Source organism: Robertkochia sediminum, from assembly GCF_016786255.1.
In the GTDB taxonomy this organism is placed as follows: Bacteria; Bacteroidota; Bacteroidia; order Flavobacteriales; family Flavobacteriaceae; genus Robertkochia; species Robertkochia sediminum.
Genome location: NZ_JADMKT010000067.1, coordinates 47,390 through 69,723, shown reverse-complemented (window position 1 = coordinate 69,723; position 22,334 = coordinate 47,390). Strand labels below are relative to the sequence as shown.

Sequence of the window (22,334 nt, the reverse complement as noted above, 5' to 3'; positions counted from 1 at the left end):
CCGTCACCACGCTGTAGTCCTTAGGTAAGCGCAGAGTAATCTCCGATACTCACATCGGTAAACTCCCCGTTAAAGGTAGCGTGGTTCCCGATCATCGCATTATCTAAGTTAGCGTTTTTTACAGTGGAATGAGACTGTATTAAACTGTTTTTAACAGTAGCATTGGCAATATGTGTACCATTACCCACAGACACATTTGGTCCGATCGTTGCGTTTTCGAGCACCACTCCATCACCAACATAACAAGGAGGGACGATCTCTGCATTATTAAGCGTTACATTTTTCGATACCAGTTGTTCCCCATCGGCATGAAGGAAGTTCAGCATACGGCTGTTGGTCTCAACAGTTACATTCTTATTTCCGCAGTCCATCCATTCGTCTACCTTACCGGGCACAAAACGCATTCCTTTAGCCATCATAGCCTTGATCCCGTCGTTGATCTGGTATTCGCCACCGTGGATGATGTTATTATCAAGCACCGACTGAAGCTCGCTTTTCAACACGCCTGCATCCTTGAAATAATAGATCCCGATCACAGCCAGGTCAGAAACAAAGTCTTCCGGCTTCTCGACCAATCCGGTGATCTCATTTGCTTCATTAAGCTCAACTACCCCGTAGGCTTGCGGATTCTCTACCTGCTTGACCCATATCACGCTATCGGCGTTTTTATCCAGGTCAAAATCGGCTTTGAACAATGTATCGGCATAAGCGATCACACAAGGACCTTCCAGGGAGTCCTTAGCACACATAATAGCGTGACCGGTACCAAGAGGCTTATCCTGGTAGTAAATGGTTCCTTTTGCACCGAGACCTTCAGCCACCTTGACCAGGTTTTCTTCTACCTCTGTCCCAAAATCATCCTTGATAATAAACGCGATCTCTTCGATCTCCTCCTCCAGCACACCGGCGATATCTTCCACTAATCGCTGTACAATAGGTTTCCCCGCGATAGGAATAAGGGGTTTGGGTACAGTAAGGGTGTGTGGTCTCAATCGTGATCCGCGACCTGCCATGGGCACAATTATTCTCATATCTTCTTGCATTTACGGCCTTTCGGCCTCCTGTTTATGTATAGTAATCAATTCTTATTTCGTTCCGGTACTTCCGAATCCGCCGGCTCCGCGGCTGGTTTCTGAAAGCTCCGCCACCTCGTTCCATTCTGCACGTTCGTGTTTGGCGATCACCATTTGAGCCACACGCTCACCATTTTCAATGGTAAAAGGCTCGTTAGAAAGGTTCACCAGGATCACACCCACTTCACCACGGTAATCGGCATCTACCGTTCCGGGCGCATTAAGTACAGTGATCCCCTTTTTGGCGGCCAGACCACTACGCGGTCTAACCTGCGCTTCATAACCTACAGGAAGCTCCAGAAAAAGTCCGGTTTTTACGATGGTTCTTTCAAGGGGTTGAAGGGTGATCGGGGCATCGATATTTGCCCTGAGATCCATTCCTGCAGAAGCCAGTGTTTCGTATTCAGGCAGCGCATGTGCGGATCTGTTGATAACGTTAATTTTCATAAGATGGGTTTATTTAAACTTTCCGGAGACTTTTTCCAGCAGGGGCCGGAACAGCCTCCTGAGTTCGTTTCGCTCCAGATAATAAATAAGGCTCAAAAATACTAAAAGTAGTACGGTTCCCGGTAATATCGCCCCGTCAAAAACATAAAACGACAGGACAGAGAACAGAACAGACGTCCCCATATAGGCACCGATCTTTTTAAGGTCGTAGGGCACCGGGTAATATTTTTGTCCAAGCACATAAGATACGATCATCATCGTACCATAGGCCGCGAGGGTGGCTATAGCCGAACCTTTATAGCTAAGTACAGGAATAAGTAAAAAGTTAAGCACTATGGTGATCACTGCGCCCCCCATGGAGATCCAGGCTCCGAACCTGGTGCGGTCTGTGATCTTGTACCAAACCGAAAGGTTGTGATAGATGCCCAGACAGAGGTTGGCCAGCAATATAAAAGGTACGATCCACAAAGCGCGCCAATAACTTTTCTCAGGAAGGAGGATCATTGCAAAGAGATCGGTATAGACGACCACGAACAGCAATATAAAAGAGCCGAAGATCGCGAAGTACTGTGTGATATTGGCGTAGGTATACCTGGCATTATCCTCATTAGCCTGACTAAAGAAAAAGGGCTCTACCCCCAGCTTGAAGGCTGTAATAAAGAGCGTCATAAAAGCCCCCAGTTTATAGGCGCCGCCGTAAACACCTACCTCTGCCTCTGCGATATTTGCCGGAAGGAGGTAGCGTAAGATCATCTTATCACCTACTTCATTAATAGAGAAGGCCAGACCGGCAATAAGTACAGGAAAGGCATAGAAGAACATCTCTTTCCAAAGCTTAAGATCTATATGTAATCCGATACGGAAGTACAAGGGAGACACCATCAGAAAGGTAGCCGCACTGGCTATGACATTGGAGATAAAAACGTAGTGGATCTTATTCTCAAAGATGAGCGCATCGACCCAGCCATAACCTTTTGATGCAAGTACGGGTAATACGAGAAAAAAGAACAGGTTAAGTCCCAGGTTGATCACCACATTGGTGATCTTGATCATAGAATACCGCATGGGCTGTTCGTTCTGCCTGAACCAGGCAAAAGGGATCACGGCCAGGGTATCTAAACAGAGTATCACCACGGCGTAAAGAATATAGGCCGTTTTATAAGCGACAAAGTCGGAGATCTGATAACGGAACAAGACCACCATCAACAAGAAGGTAAGCGCGGTGATCAAAAGGGATGTAAGCGCTGTACGCTGCACTTTACGTTGGTCGTCTCCCCGGTTGACAAAGCGAAAAAAAGCGGTTTCCATACCATAGGTAAGCAAAACGTTACCCATGACCAGTGATGCCATGAGCAGGATATACACCCCAAATTCCTTTTCCGGCAATCCGGAAACATACAATGGCGTGAGGATAAGTCCGAGCAATCTCGGAAGCACCGTAGCCAGTCCGTAGATGAATGTATGCTTAAAAAGTTTCTTCAGGGCACTCAATGGCTGCTTTTTAGGGTCTAAATGTATCTATTTTATCAGGGATAGCCAGCGATGAGCACTAATTTTTGATCTTGGGGCGTTCGGGATAATGAAGCGCCGGGGAAGTAAGCAGTCCCGTAACCTTGAAATACTTGCGCACCCCTGCATCGGAATACGAAATAACAGCCTCATTCTTTTGGAGATCGAACGGACTTTTATCGCTTCGCGGCGGACGATTACCAAATTCTTCTTTGGGGTCGGCGTGGGCTATAATATCGTAGGGGGCATTGGTCATATCTATTACCGCTTTATAAACGAGGTAGCTGTCTCGCTGTATGCGCTGAAGTGGCGCTTTCTTATCTGTAAAGTATACCGTATCAAGGAGGACATCTTTACCTGTTTTCACAGGAAAGAAGAGATTAACACCGTGAAACTCCTTTTGTTCTCCGGCTGTCCATGGCTCAATATGGCAAGCATCCAAACTAAAAGGCGGATCGGTTTCAAAAACCTGGGAACTTCCGCATTGGGCAAAAGCCAGCATCGTAACTCCTGCAAATAATAGCTTAAAAACATTCTTCATGGGCGTCGTGTTGATGTTATAAAGATACACATTCAAAAGTGATGCCGAGTATTAGAGATGGGGGAAGAGGGAAAAGGGAAATGATATGCGAGGAATAAGAATCAACCCCTTTCGCCTTTGCTTCGCAAAACTCCCGCGCGCCGGCTGGCCCCTTCGCTAAAAAAGTCCACCGACTTTTTCTAAACGCTCGACCCTCCCTGACAGGGGAAGGAGAGCGTTCACTTTTTAGCTGCTGGGAAAAAATCACTTACCCCCCTATTAGTAGTTCGAGTACAACACTGATCTACAAAAAGACCTGTAGCCCTATTAACGCTTTCGCGGCGGTATAAACTCGTAAATGTATAACCTTGGAACCTTATAACCTTGTAACCTTGTAACTGCAAACCTCATAACCAAAAAGCCCCTATGCGATATGCATAGGGGCTTTTATACAACCTTAGGTTGTTATACTTATCCGTTCAGCGCTTCTGCACCACCTACGATCTCGAGGATCTCGCTGGTAATAGCAGCCTGACGGGCTTTGTTGTAAGTAAGTGTTAACTCTGCCTTTAATTCAGCAGCGTTATCGGTAGCCTTGTGCATAGCGGTCATACGCGCACCGTGTTCCGAAGCAAAAGAATCCCTGATGGCTTTATATAATTGGGTCTTCAGCGATTTCGGAATCAAGGTTTCCACGATCTCCACCTTGGTAGGTTCGAAGATGTAATCCATAGCGGCTCCGGAATTCTCCTGAGCAGTGCTGATAGGAAGGAAATCTTCGGTCTTTACGATCTGCGTAGCGGCATTCTTAAAGCTGTTGTACATCAATACGATCTTGTCGTATTTACCTTCGGCATAGTGCTGCATCAGGGTTTCTGCGATGGCGGCAGCATTATCAAAGGTAAGGTCGTCGAAGATATCGTTGTTGTTAAATGCAACAGGGAATGATTTCGAAAGAATGTCGTTTCCTTTTTTACCGATGGTAACCACGTTTACCTCCTTAGCAGCATAAGCTTCCTTAGCTACTCGCTGAGTTTCTTTGATCACATTGGCATTAAAGGCTCCACACAAACCTCTGTTTGAAGTAATGGCTACGATAAGTACTTTGTTCACCTCTCTTTGCTCTGCGAAAACACTTCCTGAATCTCCTTCAAGGGTAGCGCTTAGGTTTTGCAAAAGCTCAGTGAGCTTATCGGCGTAAGGTCTCATGGCAGTGATCGCGTCCTGAGCTTTTTTCAGCTTGGCCGCAGATACCATCTTCATTGCGCTGGTGATCTGCATGGTGGATCCTACCGAGGTAATCCTGCTACGTATTTCTTTTAAATTTGCCATACTTAGATTTATGAATCCGATCCAGGGATGTATAACCCTGAATCGGATCTGAAATTAAAATTAAGCCTTGTATTTCGCAGAAAGGTCTTTTGCTACTGCCTCAAGCGTATCGGTAACTTCTTCTGTAAGTTTACCGGCTTTAAGGGTATCAAGAACATCTCTGTGCTTGGTGTTCAGATAAGCGATAAAATCACTTTCGAACTCCTTAACTTTCTCTACAGGTACATCTCTAAGAAGGTTCTTAGAACCGGCGTAGATAATAGCTACCTGATCTTCTACGGTATAAGGGTCGTTTTGAGCCTGCTTAAGGATCTCCACGTTACGCTTACCTTTTTCAATAACTCCCATAGTAGCAGCATCAAGGTCTGAACCGAACTTGGCGAACGCCTCGAGCTCACGGTACTGAGCCTGGTCAAGCTTGAGTGTACCTGCTACTTTTTTCATAGACTTGATCTGCGCCGATCCTCCTACACGAGAAACCGAGATACCTACGTTGATCGCAGGACGTACCCCTGAGTTGAACAGGTCAGACTCCAGGAAGATCTGTCCGTCGGTGATCGAGATCACGTTAGTAGGGATATATGCAGAAACGTCACCCGCCTGAGTTTCGATAATTGGAAGGGCAGTAAGCGAACCACCACCTTTAACTACCGGCTTAAGCGACTCCGGAAGATCGTTCATATTCTTCGCGATATCGTCATCTGCGATCACTTTCGCAGCACGCTCAAGAAGTCTTGAGTGCAGGAAGAATACGTCTCCAGGATATGCCTCACGTCCCGGTGGACGACGAAGCAGAAGGGATACCTCACGGTAAGCTACCGCTTGCTTGGAAAGGTCATCATAAACGATAAGTGCAGGACGACCAGTATCTCTGAAGTACTCTCCGATCGCAGCACCTGCGAATGGAGCATACACCTGCATTGGAGCAGGATCTGATGCGTTTGCAGCTACGATAACGGTATACGCAAGAGCACCCTTATCTTCAAGGGTCTTAGCAATACCAGCCACAGTTGAGGCTTTCTGCCCAATAGCTACATAGATACAGAATACAGGCTCACCTGCATCGTAAAACTCCTTTTGGTTGAGGATGGTGTCGATACACACGGTAGTTTTACCGGTCTGACGGTCACCAATAACAAGCTCACGCTGTCCACGACCTACAGGGATCATGGCATCTACCGACTTAATACCGGTCTGAAGTGGCTCATCTACAGGCTGACGGAAGATAACCCCGGGAGCCTTACGCTCCAGCGGCATTTCGTAAAGATCTCCTGTAATGGGCCCTTTTCCATCGATCGGGTTACCCAGGGTATCCACTACCCGTCCAAGCATTCCTTCTCCTACTTTAAGGGAAGCAATACGCTCAGTTCTTTTTACAGTATCACCTTCTTTTACCTCAGTTGAAGGTCCGAGAAGTACGACACCTACGTTGTCTTCCTCGATGTTAAGTACGATACCTTCCATCCCGTTAGCGAAAGCAACAAGCTCTCCATATTGAACGTTGTTCAGTCCGAATACACGGGCAATACCGTCACCGATAGTTAGAACGGTACCAACTTCATCCAAAGAAGCCTTTCCTTCAAACCCTGATAGTTGCTTTTTTAATATTGCTGATACCTCAGCAGCTTTAACTTCAGCCATCTTAATTAAGTATTTAGATTTTCGACCTTAAGCCCGAAAGCTAAAGGTCATCCATTTTTTAATTGTTACGCAGAGACTACCGCTTTATTGATAAAGTCTCTTTTAAGATTGTTTAATTTATTCGCAATACTCGCATCGTACTGCATATCTCCAACCCTAAGCACGAATCCGCCAATAATGGCTTCGTCTATTACGTTCTCAAGGGTAATATCTTTTCCGGTAAGTTCCTGTACCTTAGCAAGTACTTTAGCCTCTAACTCTTTAGTTAATGGAACTGCAGTAGTCACCATAGCATTTTGTTTTCCTTCCAGCTCGTCGTAAAGCACAGTGAATTTCTCAGCTACCATACCGAGAAGTTCAACACGTTTATTTTCCAAAAGCAAAGCCATAAGTTTATGGCTGGCATCACTAAGATCTGCGAAGATCTCTCTGAGTACACCACTTTTTAGCTCGGCCTTGATCACCGGACTTTCTATAAAAGCCTTAAGCTCTTCGTTTTCCTCGATCACCTTAACGATCTTAAGCATATCGCTCTGCACAGATGCTAAAAGCCCCTGCTCCTGAGCGTACCCTAAAACTGCCTTGGCGTATCTTGTTGCTGCCCTACTACCTGTCATTTCCTGTATTAGTTTAGCTTAATGTCTTCTAACATTCCTTCTACAAGCTTCAATTGCTTGTCTTTGGCAGAAAGCTCTTCTCTAACCACTTTTTCAGCGATCTCGATAGAAAGCTCTGCAACCTTGTTCTTAAGGTCATTGATAGCTGCCTGCTTTTCGCTTTCAATGCTTGCCTGAGCTGAAGCAATGATCTTGTTCGCCTCTTCCTGGGCTTGCTCTTTAGCGTCAGAAATCAACTTATCTTTTACCTCGCGAGCTTCTTTCATCATGATATCGCGCTCTGCTCTGGCCTCTTTAATAAGCTTCTCATTATCCGCCTGAAGGTTTTGCATTTCCTTACGGGCATTTTCTGCAGACTCTAAAGCTTGTTTGATCCCTTCCTCGCGATCGTTAACCGCTTTAAGGATTGGACCCCAAGCAAATTTCTTAAGGAGTAATACTAATCCAACAAAAATGACAATCTGCCAAAAGAAGAGTCCGAATGAGAATGATTCTATTAACTTTTCCATGTAATATTTTTTAATAATGTTTAATCGACAATTGATAATAGGCAGCTGCAACCAACCGTTGCAGCTGTCTATCTAGTAGTCTTAAGCTGCGAAAAGAGCAGCAAATCCAATACCTTCGATAAGAGCTGCAGCAATAAGCATAGCAGTCTGGATCTTACCAGAAGCTTCTGGCTGACGGGCGATAGCTTCCATAGCTTGACCACCGATTCTACCGATACCAAGACCAGCACCAATTACAATTAAACCAGCTCCTACAATAGTTGGGATTTCCATAGTTATATAATTAAAAATTAAACATTCAATTTATTAATGATCGTCGTGATGCTCTTCGTTCGCCATACCGAAATAAAGTGCAGAAAGCATGGTAAAGATATACGCCTGAAGCGCAGCTACCAGTAATTCAAGAATCGAAAGGGCAAAAGCAAGTCCGAAAGACAAGCTACTACCGATCCAGTTCTTGAAGATGAACATCAGTCCGATAATACTCATCAATACCACGTGACCTGCGGTCATGTTCGCGTAGAGACGGATCATTAGTGAGAACGGCTTAATGAACATTCCCAAAACTTCGATGGGAGCCAAAACGATTCTCATTAGCTTAGGCACACCCGGCATCCAGAAAATGTGTCCCCAGTAATTCTTATTTGCAGTGAAGGTTGTGATCAGGAAGGTCAACAACGCCAACGCAAAGGTCACTGCAATATTCCCGGTAACATTAACCCCAAGCGGAGTCATCCCTAACAGGTTCAGAAACCAGATAAAGAAGAAGATGGTTAACAGGAAACTCATATATTTTTTATAGTGCTTCTCTCCGATATTCGGAATAGCGATCTCGTCTCTCACAAAAACCACGAGCGGCTCAAAGAAACGCCCAACCCCCTTTGGAAGTCCGTTATTCTTAGTATAACTTTTAGCAAGACCTCTGAACAGCATGAACATCAGCAATGAAACCAATAACATGGTCACTACATTTTTGGTGATCGAAAAATCAAGTGGTTTTGCGTTAGTAGGGTGATGATCCTCATCATAGGTAATGGTACCCTGAGCATCGGTTTTGTAGATCTTTCCGTGGTAAAGAGCGTAGTGATTGCCATCTACCTCAGCTACGGTCTCGCCGTGATGAAATTTTGAAGAAGAAAAAACTTTGAGTCCGTTATCCCAAAGGATCACCGGAAGTGGAATACCGTAATGTGCACCAGCTTCTTCATCCTCGGAAAGGGTAAAATAATGAGAATCCTGAAGGTGGTGGTCAATAAAGGCCTTAATACTTTCTCTTTTCGACTCCGGGGCCTCATGCCCTTCGGTTGTTTCATGTTGTGCCCAGGTTAAGAACGGGGCTGAAATGAATAAGATTACCAGGATCTTTTCAATTAATTCTCTTCGCATATCACTCAAGTAAAGGTGGCTTAAAAATCGCTGCAAATGTAACGCTTTAATCGAAAAACAAAAACAATTTTACGCTATTCTTTCCCCCGTCTAAAGCGCACTTGCTCAGGAGTCTGAATCGGAATTTTCTTTTAACAGTTTGGAAACCGCAAACGTTTCAATAATGAGACTCAGGCAATAGGGTATGAAAAACCCAATAAACTCGGGCCTCGTGACGATATCGTCTGAACGGTATGTAGGATTGAACAACAAGAAGAAGAGCAGGAACTTAAACATACTTCCGGCGAGAAATAAGAAGCCTATCTGAGAAAACATGCGTTTTCGGAGCAGGTAGATCACTACAAGTATGAGTATAGCTGCTATAGTATTGACCAGATAAGCACGCCCCAACAGCACACTCTCGGGCTCAATATGCAAACGTTGGAGTACATAAAAGTGCAATCCGCCGGCAACGCCCAGCAAGATCAGAAGTAAAAGAATATGATTGAGAAGGATTTTTCGGGAAGTAGACCTCACTTCTGCATTTGGTTTAGTTGCTTGATCACGACGTAAATAGCCATGGCCACCCCGAATAGGGTAGATATGATGAGAAATAGCTTTTCCCCATCGTTATAGGTGTCGTCTAACCATCTTCCCAGCCATGCGAACAGGAAGATGGTTACACCCATTTGAATTGCGATACCTGAAAATATCGCGAAGTTTTTAAGCGGATTTTTCGGATCTTCCTTTTTGGTCATCTTTAAGTGACTTTACTGCTGCCCCTCCCATTGTACAAGAGGCGTTAAAGCTGGCTCCGGGTTCTACGGCCAGTTTACCAACCACCACATCGCCTTCGATCACTGCAGAACTTTTAAGTGACAGTACCTGGTTCACCTTGAGTTCTCCGTTAAAAGTACCTTCGAAATCAGCGTTCTCACATTGGATCTTCCCGGTTACTTTTCCAGACTTTCCAATTACGATCTTAGCGGTAGTAAGGATACTTCCCTCAACCTCCCCATCAATACGGATATCGGATTCTGAAGAAATATCTCCTTTGATCTTCGTGTTTTTAGTAATAAGGTTGTTTAAAGCACTGGTAGGTTCCATTTTCGTTTTTTTAGATTCTGAAAACATGTCGTTTATTTTAGATTCGGGTTAGATTGCCCCGTACGGAGCAAATAGGCTTCCAGGTTCTTCTTTACCTGGATCACTTTATACGCATCACGCGAAATTACAAAATTCTCTATATCAACCAAATAATCCTTATCCTTAAGCATTAATTCAGCATACCCCTCAGCCATCAGAGCTGTAGGAATCTTGTGGATCACAACAAATAAAAGATCGCGGTCATAAACATCTACGGAGTACGAATACCCGCGTTGCTCAAATTCTTCAAGGCTTGCCGAAACCTTTTCGAGCAGGGCTTCCAACCCTTTCTTGTCAGTCTTTTTAAGCACATAGCACAACTTCCAATGCGTAAGATCGGCTTCATTATCCGGCAGGGCCAGGGCTTCAAGCTGTGGCACACTGGTCTCTAAAAGCTTTTGCGCCTGAAGTCCTTCGGGCTTGGAGGGGTAATTAAGACTTATACCCGTAAGTATCTTTTTTAACGTCACTATTCCCTCGAGCTTCCCAAGGGCCATGGCCCGGAGCAATTCGAATTTGGCCGCTATATCTTCTCCGTTATACTTTCTACTGTATGCTTCTGCACGAGTGATCACCTGCTCATACTTTTGCTTCTCCATCAGGCTGTACAGCTCTTTGTAGTTCTTTTCAGGATCATCGGCATCGTCTGAAGCAAAACCTTGAGGATCCCTGATGAACTGAGCGTAACGCGAATCCGCGTAATTATTAAGGATATCGGTTTCCATGGCCTCCGCAAGCGGTGATCCTGTTTCCCTGTAAATACGATAGAGGTTATATTTTGCAGGCAGAACCAATCGCTCTTCCGGATAGAAGGTTAACAGATCCTGCAAACGTTGGGCCGCAAGCTGGTATTCTCTGAATCGCTCCTTGTAAAGCAACCCAAGCTGATAGTAGGCCTGATCCCGTTCCTGCTGAATACTGTCAATAGCCTCCGGAACCTGAGGCAGGGCGTCGAGGTAGAACTTCACATCATAGATATCGGCAGTAGCGGTATTGGCATTGGCATCAGGGATCCCTGCTCCCGCAGCGCCAACCACGCCCTGTTTTCCGTATTTCCAGTTATCGATCAGCTCTATATTTCCCCAGATCTTTCTGAACTCTTCCTTTCCAAAGGTCACACTTGCCGGATTGTAGAAATAAAAATCTCCATTGCCTCCTGAACCTCCGCCAAAGAAGCCCGAACGACCTTTACCCTTTTCCATTTCGCGCACCCTTTGTCGCTGGCGTTTTAATTCTTCTTCCGCCCGGAGCGAATCGATATAAGATTCAAAGTATGCGGTACGATCTGCTTTCGACATGGAAAGCAATCCGAGGATACTATCATTGCGCTTGCGAACGGCTTCATAGGTGATCACATCCTGCAGGTTATCACGCTGCCGCTTTAGCAACCTGAATTCCTTACTCCCCCCTTTCATATTGGTGAGCGTACTATCGTAATAGGCTCCTGCAAGGGTATAGTTACGGGCATCAAAGGCCAATTTACCCAGGGCCTGGTAATTCTTTGCATTGAGTATGGAGTCTGCAGTTGAAGCCCGTAGCGATCTGTTATAAAAATGACTTGCCAGATCTAAAGAATCCTGGTCTTCGTGATATAGTGCCAACTGCCGGTATACCAAGCCAAGATACGGACGGTTCTCCCTGTTCTTCTCCATTTTGGTGAGCATCTCCAGCAATTCTTCCTTGTCATACCCAAGTTCATACAGGTTTCTGATCTTGAACACCTTCGCATTAACGTGATAGATACGCGATGTTTGGCGATTGAGGTCAATAACCTTATCAAAGGCATAATTTGCACTATCGGCATACCCCAGCTCATTGTAAAGTTGCCCAATGATAAAAAAGTAGCGCCCTTGCTCTTCCTTATCTTTCGTGTGTAACGAAGCGATCTTAAGGCGCTGCAGGGCCGAGTCGTTATGCTGAAGATTCATATACGCCTGGGCCATCATCGCATTGGCGTCGGCATAATCCTGGTCGCCAATATAGGCGGCGTAATTAAGGAGCTTCTTTAGGTTGGTGATCACCAGCTCATCGTTCTCGAGCCTGATATGGGTCTTTTCACGCCATATCAGGGCCTGGCCAATGATATCACTATCGCGGTATTTGTTGAGCACGTAATTAAAAGCTTCCAGGGCCGGAATGAACCGCTGATCGTAATACCTGGCTTGTCCAAGTAGGAGATAAGCTTCGTCTATCTGGGTGTTCTTCTCCTGGCCACCGATATTCATCCCGTGCTTTTGAATGGCCTTCACTGCCTTTTCTTCGGCACGCTCAAAATCCGGAGTGAGTTCTGTACCGTCCAATACGATATCTTCCCGAACCTCCATGCGCTCCACGGGAAGTATTTCCCAGTAATTATCACGGTAGTTGTCTATAAGGTTCTGACGACCATCGGTTAAAGCGTTCTTTCCATTATAGATCGCGTTGTATTTGGAGTTCATGGCGTGCCATTTCCTATTGAGGAAAGCATCCTTTTTGGTAGAACAGGAAGTCACTGCGATCAGGACAGCCGCAAAGGTCAGTAGTATTTTAAGTAGGTGCTTCACCGCAATAGCTCTGGAGTAATAATAACCGCGGCACAGGCAAAATATTGCTGTACCGAGGTAAAAATACGTTTCTTTTCCAACAATTGCGACTTCCCTGTAAAAAAGGGCGGGTATACAGCATTACGCTTCCTGCAGCACTCCGGAAAAAAATTGCTCCAATTCCTTCAGGGTTTCCGGGGAAGTTTGCAGATCGCGCACCACTTCTCCTTTTTCAAGCACCGCAATACGCTCGCACACTTCGGTAACGTGCATAAGGTCGTGGCTGGAGATCAACACCGTGACATCCTGTGTCTCTTTGAGTTCCTTCAGGATCTTCTTCAGTCGTATCTGGGTGGTGGGATCGAGATTGGCAAAAGGCTCGTCGAGAATGATCACCTCCGGATTCCCGATCAGGGTAGCTACAATGCCCACTTTTTTCTGATTCCCCTTAGAAAGGTCACGGAGGTATTTTTTCACCCCGAGGATCTCCCCGTTGAAAAAATCTTCAAAACCGGACATCAGCTTATCGACATCGGCCTTATTCTGCCCGCGAAGCTCTCCGATAAAATAGAAGTACTCTTCCGGAGTGAGGTAACCAATAAGGAAGGTCTCATCTAAAAAGGCCGAAGTAAAAGGCTTCCATGCCTCGCTTTCGTTCACCTTGATATCGTTATTGAGAACATACCCTGTGGTAGGACGTACAAGGTCGAGCAGCATGCTGAACATGGTGGTCTTCCCGGCACCGTTATTCCCTACGAGTCCGAAACTCTGCCCTTTAGGAATTTCGAGGGAGGGTACATTGAGAACCGTTACTGATTTATATGTTTTGGTAAGTTGATGTAATGAGATCATAACGCAGAAAATGAATTAGGAGTTTTGTTTATATGCTACGAGCGTTTTGTATTTTTCATTCTTATAAACCTTTTCGATCAGGTTAAACACCTTGTCTTTAAAGGCGAATCCGATGATTCCCGCCAGGGCCACCAGGAAATATCCAAAGTTAGGCCCGAGGGTATAATGTCCGGCCCCATAAAGTGCCAGGGGCAGTACGAGTTTCGGAATAGTGAACAGCATGGTTTTTAGGTTAAAAGCCTGTTTATCGCCAAAGGCCCTTTTAGCCGAGGTCAGATCGATAGGGGTTTTGATATACGCCCCGCCCCAAAGCACCATATGTGAATTAACGCCCAGGTTATAGATGGCCGAAACAACGATGGCGAGATATACTTCCCACCCGTAATACAGGTAGAAAGAAGCCAGAATCGTAGAAATGATCGTCCCGATCACAATGAGCCACCATTTACTATTGAGGTAATCGCGGTATTTAATGTTCTGGCTCATCATGAGCGGATAATACGAACTGTCCCAACTGGGCACGAACTGTCCGAAGGTGAATAAAAATCCGCCAGTCACAAATATACCGGCGAAGATGCGCCATATCGGCCCCTCGTACACTTCTAATCCGCCGGAAAAGAACAGGAATCCGTAAAACAAAAAGAACACACTCATAAGCACCGAGGTGCGCGAGCGCTTATTTCTTTTGATCAGCTTTATGTCGTTCTTCAGGAATACGGCAAGACTCCCGAAGCGGTTAAGCCAGGAGAGATCTTCAGAAGTCGCCTCCTGTGTCTTACGTTGCAATCCGTCATCCAGATAAAGCCTATTCTTAAAGTAGCGGAAAGCCGTATAATACAAACCGGCAAGTACTCCTACCGGAATTACCACCCATAGCGGATGATCATATACCCAATCGAATACAGGAGCAATGAATTTGGTGATATCGAATACCCCGTAATACATGAGTCCTGCAAAAACAGCAACGATGGTTAATGCCGCATAAAACACCTTATCAACATCATTAAGGAAGATATTGATGAAGTTATTGGAATAGATAAGGGCGGTTACCATCACGAACCAGGCTGTGGCCTGTATGGGCGGATACCCTTCAACAAGTAAAACAATAAAAAAGGGCAGGAAGAAGAAGGCGTGAATAACATTGAAGAAAGAAATAACTGTCTTCCAGAGGCTAAAATGTACGATCTTATTCTTGCTGAAAGGCAATGCCAATAGGGGTTTGATATTCACAACAGGCATGCGTTGAAGCAGGTATCGAATAACAAGATCTGCGATCAGGTAAAAGATCAGGATCTTATTGACCACCCGCAAGGGATCTTCATTTAATTGATCTTTAATGATGTGAAAAGAGAATGTCCCTAAGGCTGTAAAGATCACGATAAAGTACAGGGCAAGAAAGCCCATGAGGATCTTGATGGCCAGGTTGGTCTGAAAAGAGGCCGCACGGAAAAAGGACTTCCACTGTAGGGAAATAAAGGTTTTAAGCATAGGTTGATGGTTTGCAAAAGGTTAGTGTTCATTTCCGGTAAAATGTTACACTAATCTGAAAATTTATAAGTTTTATAGCGTTCTTCAAGGATGGAATCGATCTGGTCTGGGATCACCCAGCAAACTACTTGCACTATTCTGAAAAGAACCACTACACTCACAGCAACCAAAAGGCGAAACCACAGCAACTCTATCCGTTCACTGCCATGATTAACAAAGAACAAAAGTAACTGCAGTGGCAGCTGTAGGATCGCTACCCCTCCACCACCACCATTAAAAATGATCTCCTGCAGAAGCCACTTCCTTGAATACTTACGTTCCCTTTGTTTTTTTTGTCTCCAAAGCCGCACAACCCCGGCAATCGCAACTGCAATAATGAAAACATAAAATGCCATCGGAAGCCATTGGCTATCGATAACTGTAAGCGTAAAATAGCATAGCACCCCGTAGAAAAGACTCTGGAGGATCACCGGCCACTTAAAATAACCGGCCACCCGTTCTAATGCCAACCGGTAATACTCTTTCGACAGGGCATTCGCTCTTTTCGCAACCACATCTTCAAATCCGTGTACTCCAAACTTCCTGAATTCTATATCGAGAAGCTGTTCAAAGGATTTCCCGGGATGCTCCTCCGATAATTTTTCGATCCCCGAGGCCAGGTGATCTACCAGCTCGGTTTGCAGGTCGTAATAGGGCACGAAGTGCCTCCGCACAAAATCGTACAGGTGGTCGATATGTTTTTGTTCCAATGTGATCATCCGAATGAAATATTAGGGTCAATAAGTTTTTTCATCGTTGAGAGGTAATCTTCCAGTTGTTGCAAAGCATTGTCCTTTTCACGTAATCCCTGCTCGGTAAGCTTGTAGTATTTACGCATTCGGTTACCCACATGATCCACCTCGACCTCCAACAAGCCTTTTGCCTCCAGGCGATGTAAAGCAGGATAAAGTGCTCCTTCCTTGATCTCGAGTTCGCCTTCAGTAACCTCTTTCACCTTTTGGGTGATCTCATAGCCATACATGCGGTCATTCTGCCCCAATAATTGCAACACGATCGTGTCTAAACTCCCTTTATACAACTTCCATTTATCCATAAAACACTCACAATCTAGTAAATCGACCCGTCATACCTAAATAATTTAGGTATAAAAATCAGAAAGTCAGACGAAAGACTTCTTTACAATCCTTATTTTTGAAAAAAATTTTACCGAATGGATAAGTACAAACATCTAAATGTCGAGCATATAGAACGGCTAACCCCCAATGCTGTAAAGGTGACTTTCGAACTTCCGGAAGCCTTAAAAGAAGAATTTGCTTTTACTCCCGGGCAATACATCACCATTAAAACCCGCATCAATGGAGAGGAGATACGTCGCTCCTATTCGATCTGTTCGGCTGCAAATGCAGAGCAACTATCGGTAGGGATCAAAAAGATCCACGACGGACTCTTCTCTAAATACGCCAATGATGAACTCAAAGCAGGTGTACAACTTGAAGTTCATCCACCGGAAGGCCGATTCACTTTTGATGCTTCGAAGGACGAGGCCGAAACGGTAGTGGCTTTTGCTGCGGGAAGCGGGATCACTCCGATCATGAGCATTATGCACTCGGTGCTATCGGAAACCGATAAGAACTTTATCCTGGTGTATGGAAACAAGAAGCTGGAAGAAACCATGTTCCATAAGGAGATCGCAGCAATGGCGAAGCAATACAAGGATCGTTTCCAGGTACAATTCGTTTACAGCCGCGAACAGAATGAGGATGCCCTCTTTGGCCGCATTGAGCGTTCTACAGTAAACTATATTCTCAAGAACAAAGTTGAAAAGCCGCAAGACTGCCTGTTCTACCTCTGTGGTCCGGAAACCATGATCAACAATGTTTCTGATGCCTTGGTAAGCGGTGGTATTGCTAAAGATGCTGTGAAATTCGAACTCTTTACCTCCGGAGAAGATACTGCCGAGGTTACCGGTGATCTCCCGGAAGGAAAAACTAAAGTCACTGTTGTCGTAGATGATGAAGAGTACGCTCTGGTAATGGATAAAAAAGAGCGTGTGCTCGACGCCGTACTTAAAGAAGATATCGATGCCCCTTACTCATGCCAAGGCGGCATATGCTCCAGCTGTATTGCGAGGGTAACCGAAGGAAAGGCAGAAATGGTCAAAAATCAGATCCTCACCGACAGCGAGTTAGAAGAAGGATTGATCCTTACCTGCCAAGCACACCCTACCACGAGTACGCTTGCGCTCGATTACGATGATGTTTAATCAGAGTCAAGAGGAAAGAGGAAAGACGGGTTTAATGCATCATAACCTTTTTAACCTCATAACGTTATAACTAAAAAAGGGAAGCATTGTGCTTCCCTTTTTTTTATTTCCAATAGTCGGCTACCCAAGGTGCCGGTCTTACATATCGGTACCATTTTCCGCGGCCGCCTTCAATGGCTTTATGCGGATTGATCTCTCCGTGGAAGATAATGATCTTAGACCCTTCCGGGATCTCCGGCTTCTTCCAGAAGGCCAGGGGGAATCGCGAAACACAATCGTATTTAAAACTCGGGCACCACTCTTTGGGCCAGTAGTTCAAATATCCCTTTTCATGAACCGCCCAGGTAAGGTATTCCTGTTCGTTACGATGATCCTTTCTGATCTGGTCAAAATTCTTGGTGAAGTAATCAAAAACATATCCGTGTTTTCCGATCTCGAAGCGGTATACCGAAGAGTTCCCGGTTATTCTCCAGGTTCTCCATGAATGATCCTTAATAATTCGGAACGGTGCATCATCTTCAAAGAAGCAATCGATATTGTCTACGATCACGATATCGAGATCCAGGAAAAGCGCCGTTCCTTCGAGTCCGTAGAGGTCCTCTTTAAGTGTGGTGAGCTTCTTCCACATACGCTCCGGAAGGTTTCCGGGAATATCGATCTCAGGAATTGGAAAGCACTTTACGTCTTTATCGATCCCTTCCTCGTTGTCGGTAAAACAAACCATGGTAAAAGGGAGGGTTAGATTGCGCTTTACCATAGCGTGCAAACGGTTCACATACTCCGGCCCGTAGAGGGTTCCCCATTTCATGCAGAAGATGTGAATATTCTTGTCTTGTGCCATATCAGCAGTGATTGTACGACCGAAAGGTCAGATTATTTCTTATTCTTGTAAAGCACAGGGTTAAGCTCTTCGTCGTTGTACATCTTCATCTGCTTATACACCTTCATGTATTTCTTGCCACTCTCAATATCGGCCAACAGCTGATCGATAGCCGTAGAAAGATCCTTCTTCTGCTCCAGCAAAACATTCAGCTTCGCTTCACATTTAGCTTTGTGATCTTCAGAAGCGCCTTCACGGTCTACTTCCTCCTGCATATGGTAGATCTTAAGGGCGAGGATCGACAAACGATCGATAGCCCATGCCGGACTTTCAGAATTAATGGTAGCCCCTTCTTCAGGAGTTACGTCCTTGTACTTATTCAGAAAAAAACTGTCGATATATTCTACCATATCGGTACGGTCCTGGTTCGAAGCATCGATCTTGCGCTTAAGGTCAAGAGCGGCTACCGGGTCGATCTCAGGATCTCTGATAATATCTTCGTAGTGCCATTGTACAGTATCGATCCAATTCTTGCGGTAAAGCAGGTGCTCGATCTGGTCTTTTGGGTATGGGTTTTCGAACGATTGATAAACATCGTCTTTTACGTGGTATTTCTCAATACTCTCGTCAAATATCTTGAAAGCAAATTCGCTAAACATAGGCTTGTAATTTGTCGGTAAAGATAGGCAATTTAACCGATGTGTTCACAGGAAACAAGGCGCAAAACCACATGATCATACCAGGCATACCACCCCAATTACACGCAACGTAAAAGCAATAAAAACCGCACCATATTTCAAACTTGTAAACAGGCTGCAAAAAAAGGCAAGAGACATCATTGAAAATCCAACGGCATTCGAGCGTTCACCTCCTATCAAGCTGTAAGCCATGCAAATACAAAATATTCAGTAATAATTCATAACTTTCTGATATTAAATTATTTACACCCTCCAATTAAAGCCTGACCATTATGAGTAAGATGTTCGAATTCCTAAAAACCACCATCATTGGAGGTATACTCTTTTTAATACCTTTTGTTTTGATCTTCATCATCCTCACCAAGGCATTTCAGATCATGCTGAGGGTTGCCGAACCGCTGGGTAAATTAATCCCTATAGAACGGGTTGGCGGTGTAGCCCTGGCCAACATCCTTGCAATCATGGCTATTTTAGTGCTTTGCTTCCTGGCGGGTTTGGCGGCAAACGCTAAAAACCTTAAAAAGCTTCAGAGTGTCATTGAAAACAAGGTGCTGATCAATCTGCCGGGATACCGTTTTGTCAAAGGGATAACCGACGGATTCAAAAGCAATGAGAAGGCTGCAGAGAACTTCCTGCCTGTACTGGCTGAATTTGACGATAATGCGCAGGTAGGCTTTGAGATCGAACGCACCAAAAAAGGCCGTGTAGTCGTATACCTCCCCGGCGCCCCTAATCCGTGGTCCGGATCTGTAATATATGTAGATCCCTCACGAATTATAAAGCTCGACATGACCCCCAAAGAAGTTATTAGTACGCTGCAGCAATTAGGGGCAGGATCTGAAAAATACGACGCCTTAAAACCTACCCAGGAAGCAACGGATAATGAGGCTATGGAATCCTGAATCAGGAGTTAATGACAGCACACGGGATTCCCTGACGCCCATAGATCATGAAAACAGCCTTAGCCAGCTGGAAATTGCAGCTCATAAAACAGCAGAAATACCTAAATTTAGAACATGAAGATCCATCATCTGGCAAAAGCGCCTTCCATACTAAACAATTACCTGAACCAGCTAAGAGATCAAGAGATCCAAAAAGATTCCATGCGGTTTCGACGAAATCTGGAACGCATCGGAGAGATCCTCAGTTATGAGCTCAGCAAGCATCTTCATTTTCAGGAAGAAGACATTGTCACGCCATTGGGGGTTAAACATGCACAAAACCTTCAGGACAAGATCGTGATCTGTTCGGTATTAAGGGCCGGACTTCCATTACACCAGGGGATCCTCAATTATTTTGACTGGGTAGAGAACGCCTTTATTTCAGCTTACCGCTATCACACAAGCGACACCGAATTTGAGATCATCGTAGAATACCTCGCCAGTCCCGATCTCGACAAGAAGGTTCTCATTCTCGCCGACCCTATGCTGGCCAGCGGACACTCACTGGTGGCTACTTTTGAAGCCCTTACGAAAGTCGGACTTCCCAAAGAAATTCATTTGGTAACTGCTATCGCCTCACAGGAAGGCGTAGATTATATCGCAAAGCATTTTCCGCCGGAAACACGACTGTGGGTGGGAGATATTGATCCGGAACTCAACGACTACGCCTATATTGTACCCGGGCTGGGAGATGCCGGGGACCTGGCCTTTGGAGAAAAACTACAGAAATAATGCCACTAACGGTAGCAGCAGAAACAGCCAAAGGACTACCTCTCTTATCCACTTTCGCTCCAGGCTTTCCAGGTAATTAACGATCATTACACAGAGGGGAAAGGCCACAAAGATCAGTTCTGAAGTATTGGCGCTTTCTACGAGTGCTACCAGTAATACAGCCAGGGCAAAAAAGAACAGGATAAGCCATCCCGGAATTCGGGCTTTATACGATTTACGACCAACCCCTACAAAATACGCCGTAAGCCCTATGATTCCCAAGCAGGCCATTAAAATAACCGGCACCAAAAACCGCAAAGAATCGTATTTATCCAGGGTAAAGGTAGGCGTAAGATCAAAGTAGGTTGCCCATTGCAGGCCCTGGCCGGTCCAAAGATTAAAGGTGATGGCCAGGATGGCCACAACCACCAGTGCCACCAGAGGCACCAGAAGATTCTTATAGTAATTCACTCCGTAAAGAAATATTCCGGCAAAGACCAATAAAAGAAAGACCACAGACCAACTGTACAACAGGGTGGCCACAAAAACCCATAGGGCAGCATCAAAGATCTTTAGGCGTACATCCTGGCCGCTGCGAATGCTAATGACTCTGCGGAACGCCAGCAGGATAAAAATATGTGCGATAACCGCGTTGAGATCGGCGAAGATCCGCGGAAACATGCAGAGAAAGGTCAGAAAAAGAAAACTCAGGTAGGTGTTATCCCTGGTGAGGTCGTTCTTTCGGTTGATGAACTCGACCAGCATCATGGTAAACAATACCAGGAAGATATTCAGGGCGATACCGGGCAGCTGAGCCAAAGAAAAAACATCGGGAGCCGCAATCAAAAAATAGCAAACAAGAAAGATGAGGCCAAAAAGCGCAAGAAAGATATAGTTTATCGGTTTAGTTCTTCCAAAAATGCTTGAAATCATGGAGGCTTTTTGTATGTTTGCGGGGTAAATTTAATATATCTTTTAGTCATGGCAGATTTTTTCTACGGTATACAGACCTTATTTGAAGATTATCTTTTCGCTCCGCTTCACGCTTTGAGAGGAATGGACAGCTGGTGGGGTGCCAACACCCTCAACTGGATCTTTATGTTGATCGGTTCTGTAGCATTCGTATACTGGATGGGGCAGTTAAAGAAATTTAACGACAATAACGAAGAAAGAAAAGACGTAACAGGGCACTCTTACCTGTAAGCGTTTCTCAACAATACAATTTTTGGAAAGAACCCCGAGGTCGAAAGGCTTTGGGGTTTTTTTGTGGTTATAAGTTAAGGGCTAAGGGCTAAGGGCTAAGGGCTAAGGGCTAAGGGCTAAGGGCTAAGGGCTAAGGGCTAAGGGCTAAGGGCTAAGGGCTAAGGGCTAAGGGCTAATTTAAAAGTTTTGGATTTAGAAAACTTGAGGTAGAATTAAAACTATTCAGAATGAAATGTATAGAATTTTTTCTATATTATGTTGAAAATGAGATGAATAATGATCACAACACATAAAGACCTTAGAGTATGGAAAAGTTCAAAAGAATTAGTAAGCATTGTTTACATGCACACCAAAGACTTTCCTCAACATGAGCAATACGCTCTACAAAGCCAAATTAGAAGAAGTGTTATTTCGATTCCTTCAAACATTGCAGAAGGGTCTGCACGAAAAGGAAATAAAGAACTTTGTAGGTTTCTATACATTTCATTAGGATCTCTTGCCGAACTAGATACTCAACTTGAAATTGCAGCTGATCTTGGTTATGCTGAATATTCAGAGCACTTAACTAGTAGAATAACCTCAATTAGAAGAATGTTAATCAACCTCATTAAAGCCGTTCAATAAGCTAACAACCCTTAGCTCCTAACTCCTAGCCCATAACAGATCTTTAAAATGGC

At 44.8% G+C, this 22,334-nt stretch carries 26 protein-coding genes; 5 read left to right on the top strand and 21 right to left on the bottom strand.

Annotation, left to right across the window (positions count from 1 at the left end):
* Positions 1-20: 20 nt before the first annotated feature.
* From IS446_RS03225 to IS446_RS03140, 18 genes are all read right to left on the bottom strand, one after another.
* Positions 21-1,031, bottom strand: coding sequence for a sugar nucleotidyltransferase (locus IS446_RS03225; RefSeq protein ID WP_203058556.1), 1,011 nt, complete (start codon positions 1,029-1,031; stop codon positions 21-23).
* 54 nt (positions 1,032-1,085) lie between these two features.
* A complete protein-coding gene (gene dut, locus IS446_RS03220; protein WP_203058555.1) occupies positions 1,086-1,520 on the bottom strand; it encodes a dUTP diphosphatase in 435 nt (144 codons plus the stop codon).
* Between the two features lie 9 nt (positions 1,521-1,529).
* A complete protein-coding gene (locus tag IS446_RS03215) occupies positions 1,530-3,011 on the bottom strand; it encodes an oligosaccharide flippase family protein (protein WP_203058554.1) in 1,482 nt (493 codons plus the stop codon).
* A gap of 58 nt (positions 3,012-3,069) precedes the next feature.
* Entirely contained in the window at positions 3,070-3,570 is a 501-nt protein-coding gene (locus IS446_RS03210; RefSeq protein WP_203058553.1) for a hypothetical protein, read from the bottom strand.
* A gap of 450 nt (positions 3,571-4,020) precedes the next feature.
* A complete protein-coding gene (gene atpG / locus IS446_RS03205) occupies positions 4,021-4,881 on the bottom strand; it encodes an ATP synthase F1 subunit gamma (protein ID WP_203058552.1) in 861 nt (286 codons plus the stop codon).
* Between the two features lie 60 nt (positions 4,882-4,941).
* Complete coding sequence (gene atpA / locus IS446_RS03200) at positions 4,942-6,522, bottom strand: F0F1 ATP synthase subunit alpha (RefSeq protein WP_203058550.1); 1,581 nt, start codon at positions 6,520-6,522, stop codon at positions 4,942-4,944.
* Positions 6,523-6,587: 65 nt separating this feature from the next.
* Positions 6,588-7,139, bottom strand: a complete 552-nt coding sequence (atpH, locus tag IS446_RS03195) for an ATP synthase F1 subunit delta (protein ID WP_203058548.1) — start codon at positions 7,137-7,139, stop codon at positions 6,588-6,590.
* An 8-nt stretch (positions 7,140-7,147) separates the two neighbouring features.
* Positions 7,148-7,648, bottom strand: a complete 501-nt coding sequence (locus IS446_RS03190; protein WP_203058546.1) for a F0F1 ATP synthase subunit B — start codon at positions 7,646-7,648, stop codon at positions 7,148-7,150.
* 81 nt (positions 7,649-7,729) lie between these two features.
* Entirely contained in the window at positions 7,730-7,921 is a 192-nt protein-coding gene (gene atpE / locus IS446_RS03185) for an ATP synthase F0 subunit C (protein WP_117158138.1), read from the bottom strand.
* Between the two features lie 33 nt (positions 7,922-7,954).
* Positions 7,955-9,034, bottom strand: a complete 1,080-nt coding sequence (atpB, locus tag IS446_RS03180) for a F0F1 ATP synthase subunit A (RefSeq protein WP_203058544.1) — start codon at positions 9,032-9,034, stop codon at positions 7,955-7,957.
* Positions 9,035-9,139: 105 nt separating this feature from the next.
* The gene (locus IS446_RS03175) at positions 9,140-9,550 is read right to left on the bottom strand and encodes a DUF6168 family protein (protein ID WP_203058537.1); all 411 of its coding nucleotides are present in this window, start codon (positions 9,548-9,550) and stop codon (positions 9,140-9,142) included.
* On the bottom strand, positions 9,547-9,771 hold the full coding sequence (locus IS446_RS03170) for an AtpZ/AtpI family protein (protein ID WP_203058535.1): 225 nt from the start codon (positions 9,769-9,771) through the stop codon (positions 9,547-9,549). Before IS446_RS03170 ends, IS446_RS03175 begins: the two co-directional genes overlap by 4 nt.
* Positions 9,737-10,120, bottom strand: a complete 384-nt coding sequence (locus IS446_RS03165; RefSeq protein ID WP_394370942.1) for a bactofilin family protein — start codon at positions 10,118-10,120, stop codon at positions 9,737-9,739. Before IS446_RS03165 ends, IS446_RS03170 begins: the two co-directional genes overlap by 35 nt.
* Positions 10,121-10,152: 32 nt before the next feature.
* A complete protein-coding gene (gene porW / locus IS446_RS03160; protein ID WP_203058531.1) occupies positions 10,153-12,702 on the bottom strand; it encodes a type IX secretion system periplasmic lipoprotein PorW/SprE in 2,550 nt (849 codons plus the stop codon).
* Positions 12,703-12,822: 120 nt separating this feature from the next.
* Positions 12,823-13,533, bottom strand: a complete 711-nt coding sequence (locus IS446_RS03155; protein ID WP_203058529.1) for an ABC transporter ATP-binding protein — start codon at positions 13,531-13,533, stop codon at positions 12,823-12,825.
* A 15-nt stretch (positions 13,534-13,548) separates the two neighbouring features.
* Entirely contained in the window at positions 13,549-15,021 is a 1,473-nt protein-coding gene (locus IS446_RS03150) for a DUF5687 family protein (RefSeq protein WP_203058527.1), read from the bottom strand.
* A 50-nt stretch (positions 15,022-15,071) separates the two neighbouring features.
* Positions 15,072-15,779, bottom strand: a complete 708-nt coding sequence (locus IS446_RS03145; RefSeq protein WP_203058526.1) for a hypothetical protein — start codon at positions 15,777-15,779, stop codon at positions 15,072-15,074.
* Positions 15,776-16,114, bottom strand: coding sequence for a PadR family transcriptional regulator (locus tag IS446_RS03140; protein ID WP_203058525.1), 339 nt, complete (start codon positions 16,112-16,114; stop codon positions 15,776-15,778). Before IS446_RS03140 ends, IS446_RS03145 begins: the two co-directional genes overlap by 4 nt.
* Positions 16,115-16,231: 117 nt before the next feature.
* Here IS446_RS03140 and IS446_RS03135 point away from each other — a divergent pair, with 117 nt between their 5' ends.
* Complete coding sequence (locus IS446_RS03135) at positions 16,232-17,284, top strand: ferredoxin--NADP reductase (protein ID WP_203058524.1); 1,053 nt, start codon at positions 16,232-16,234, stop codon at positions 17,282-17,284.
* A gap of 103 nt (positions 17,285-17,387) precedes the next feature.
* On the opposite strand, the gene IS446_RS03130 is transcribed toward IS446_RS03135, so the two are convergent.
* Together IS446_RS03130 and IS446_RS03125 are read right to left on the bottom strand one after the other, a co-directional pair.
* A complete protein-coding gene (locus tag IS446_RS03130) occupies positions 17,388-18,125 on the bottom strand; it encodes a glycosyltransferase (RefSeq protein WP_203058523.1) in 738 nt (245 codons plus the stop codon).
* A 32-nt stretch (positions 18,126-18,157) separates the two neighbouring features.
* The gene (locus tag IS446_RS03125) at positions 18,158-18,763 is read right to left on the bottom strand and encodes a DUF4254 domain-containing protein (protein WP_203058522.1); all 606 of its coding nucleotides are present in this window, start codon (positions 18,761-18,763) and stop codon (positions 18,158-18,160) included.
* A gap of 311 nt (positions 18,764-19,074) precedes the next feature.
* On the opposite strand from IS446_RS03125, the gene IS446_RS03120 reads away from it, so the two are divergent.
* Together IS446_RS03120 and upp are read left to right on the top strand one after the other, a co-directional pair.
* Positions 19,075-19,704, top strand: a complete 630-nt coding sequence (locus IS446_RS03120; protein ID WP_203058521.1) for a DUF502 domain-containing protein — start codon at positions 19,075-19,077, stop codon at positions 19,702-19,704.
* A 114-nt stretch (positions 19,705-19,818) separates the two neighbouring features.
* The gene (gene upp / locus IS446_RS03115) at positions 19,819-20,475 is read left to right on the top strand and encodes a uracil phosphoribosyltransferase (RefSeq protein WP_203058520.1); all 657 of its coding nucleotides are present in this window, start codon (positions 19,819-19,821) and stop codon (positions 20,473-20,475) included.
* On the opposite strand, the gene IS446_RS03110 is transcribed toward upp, so the two are convergent.
* Entirely contained in the window at positions 20,464-21,387 is a 924-nt protein-coding gene (locus IS446_RS03110; protein WP_203058518.1) for a DUF6427 family protein, read from the bottom strand. The genes upp and IS446_RS03110 overlap by 12 nt on opposite strands.
* Before the next feature lie 48 nt (positions 21,388-21,435).
* Between IS446_RS03110 and IS446_RS03105 the strand changes: the two genes are divergently transcribed.
* Together IS446_RS03105 and IS446_RS03100 are read left to right on the top strand one after the other, a co-directional pair.
* A complete protein-coding gene (locus IS446_RS03105; protein ID WP_203058516.1) occupies positions 21,436-21,657 on the top strand; it encodes a DUF6341 family protein in 222 nt (73 codons plus the stop codon).
* Positions 21,658-21,933: 276 nt separating this feature from the next.
* A complete protein-coding gene (locus IS446_RS03100; protein WP_235996381.1) occupies positions 21,934-22,281 on the top strand; it encodes a four helix bundle protein in 348 nt (115 codons plus the stop codon).
* Positions 22,282-22,334 lie beyond the last annotated feature (53 nt).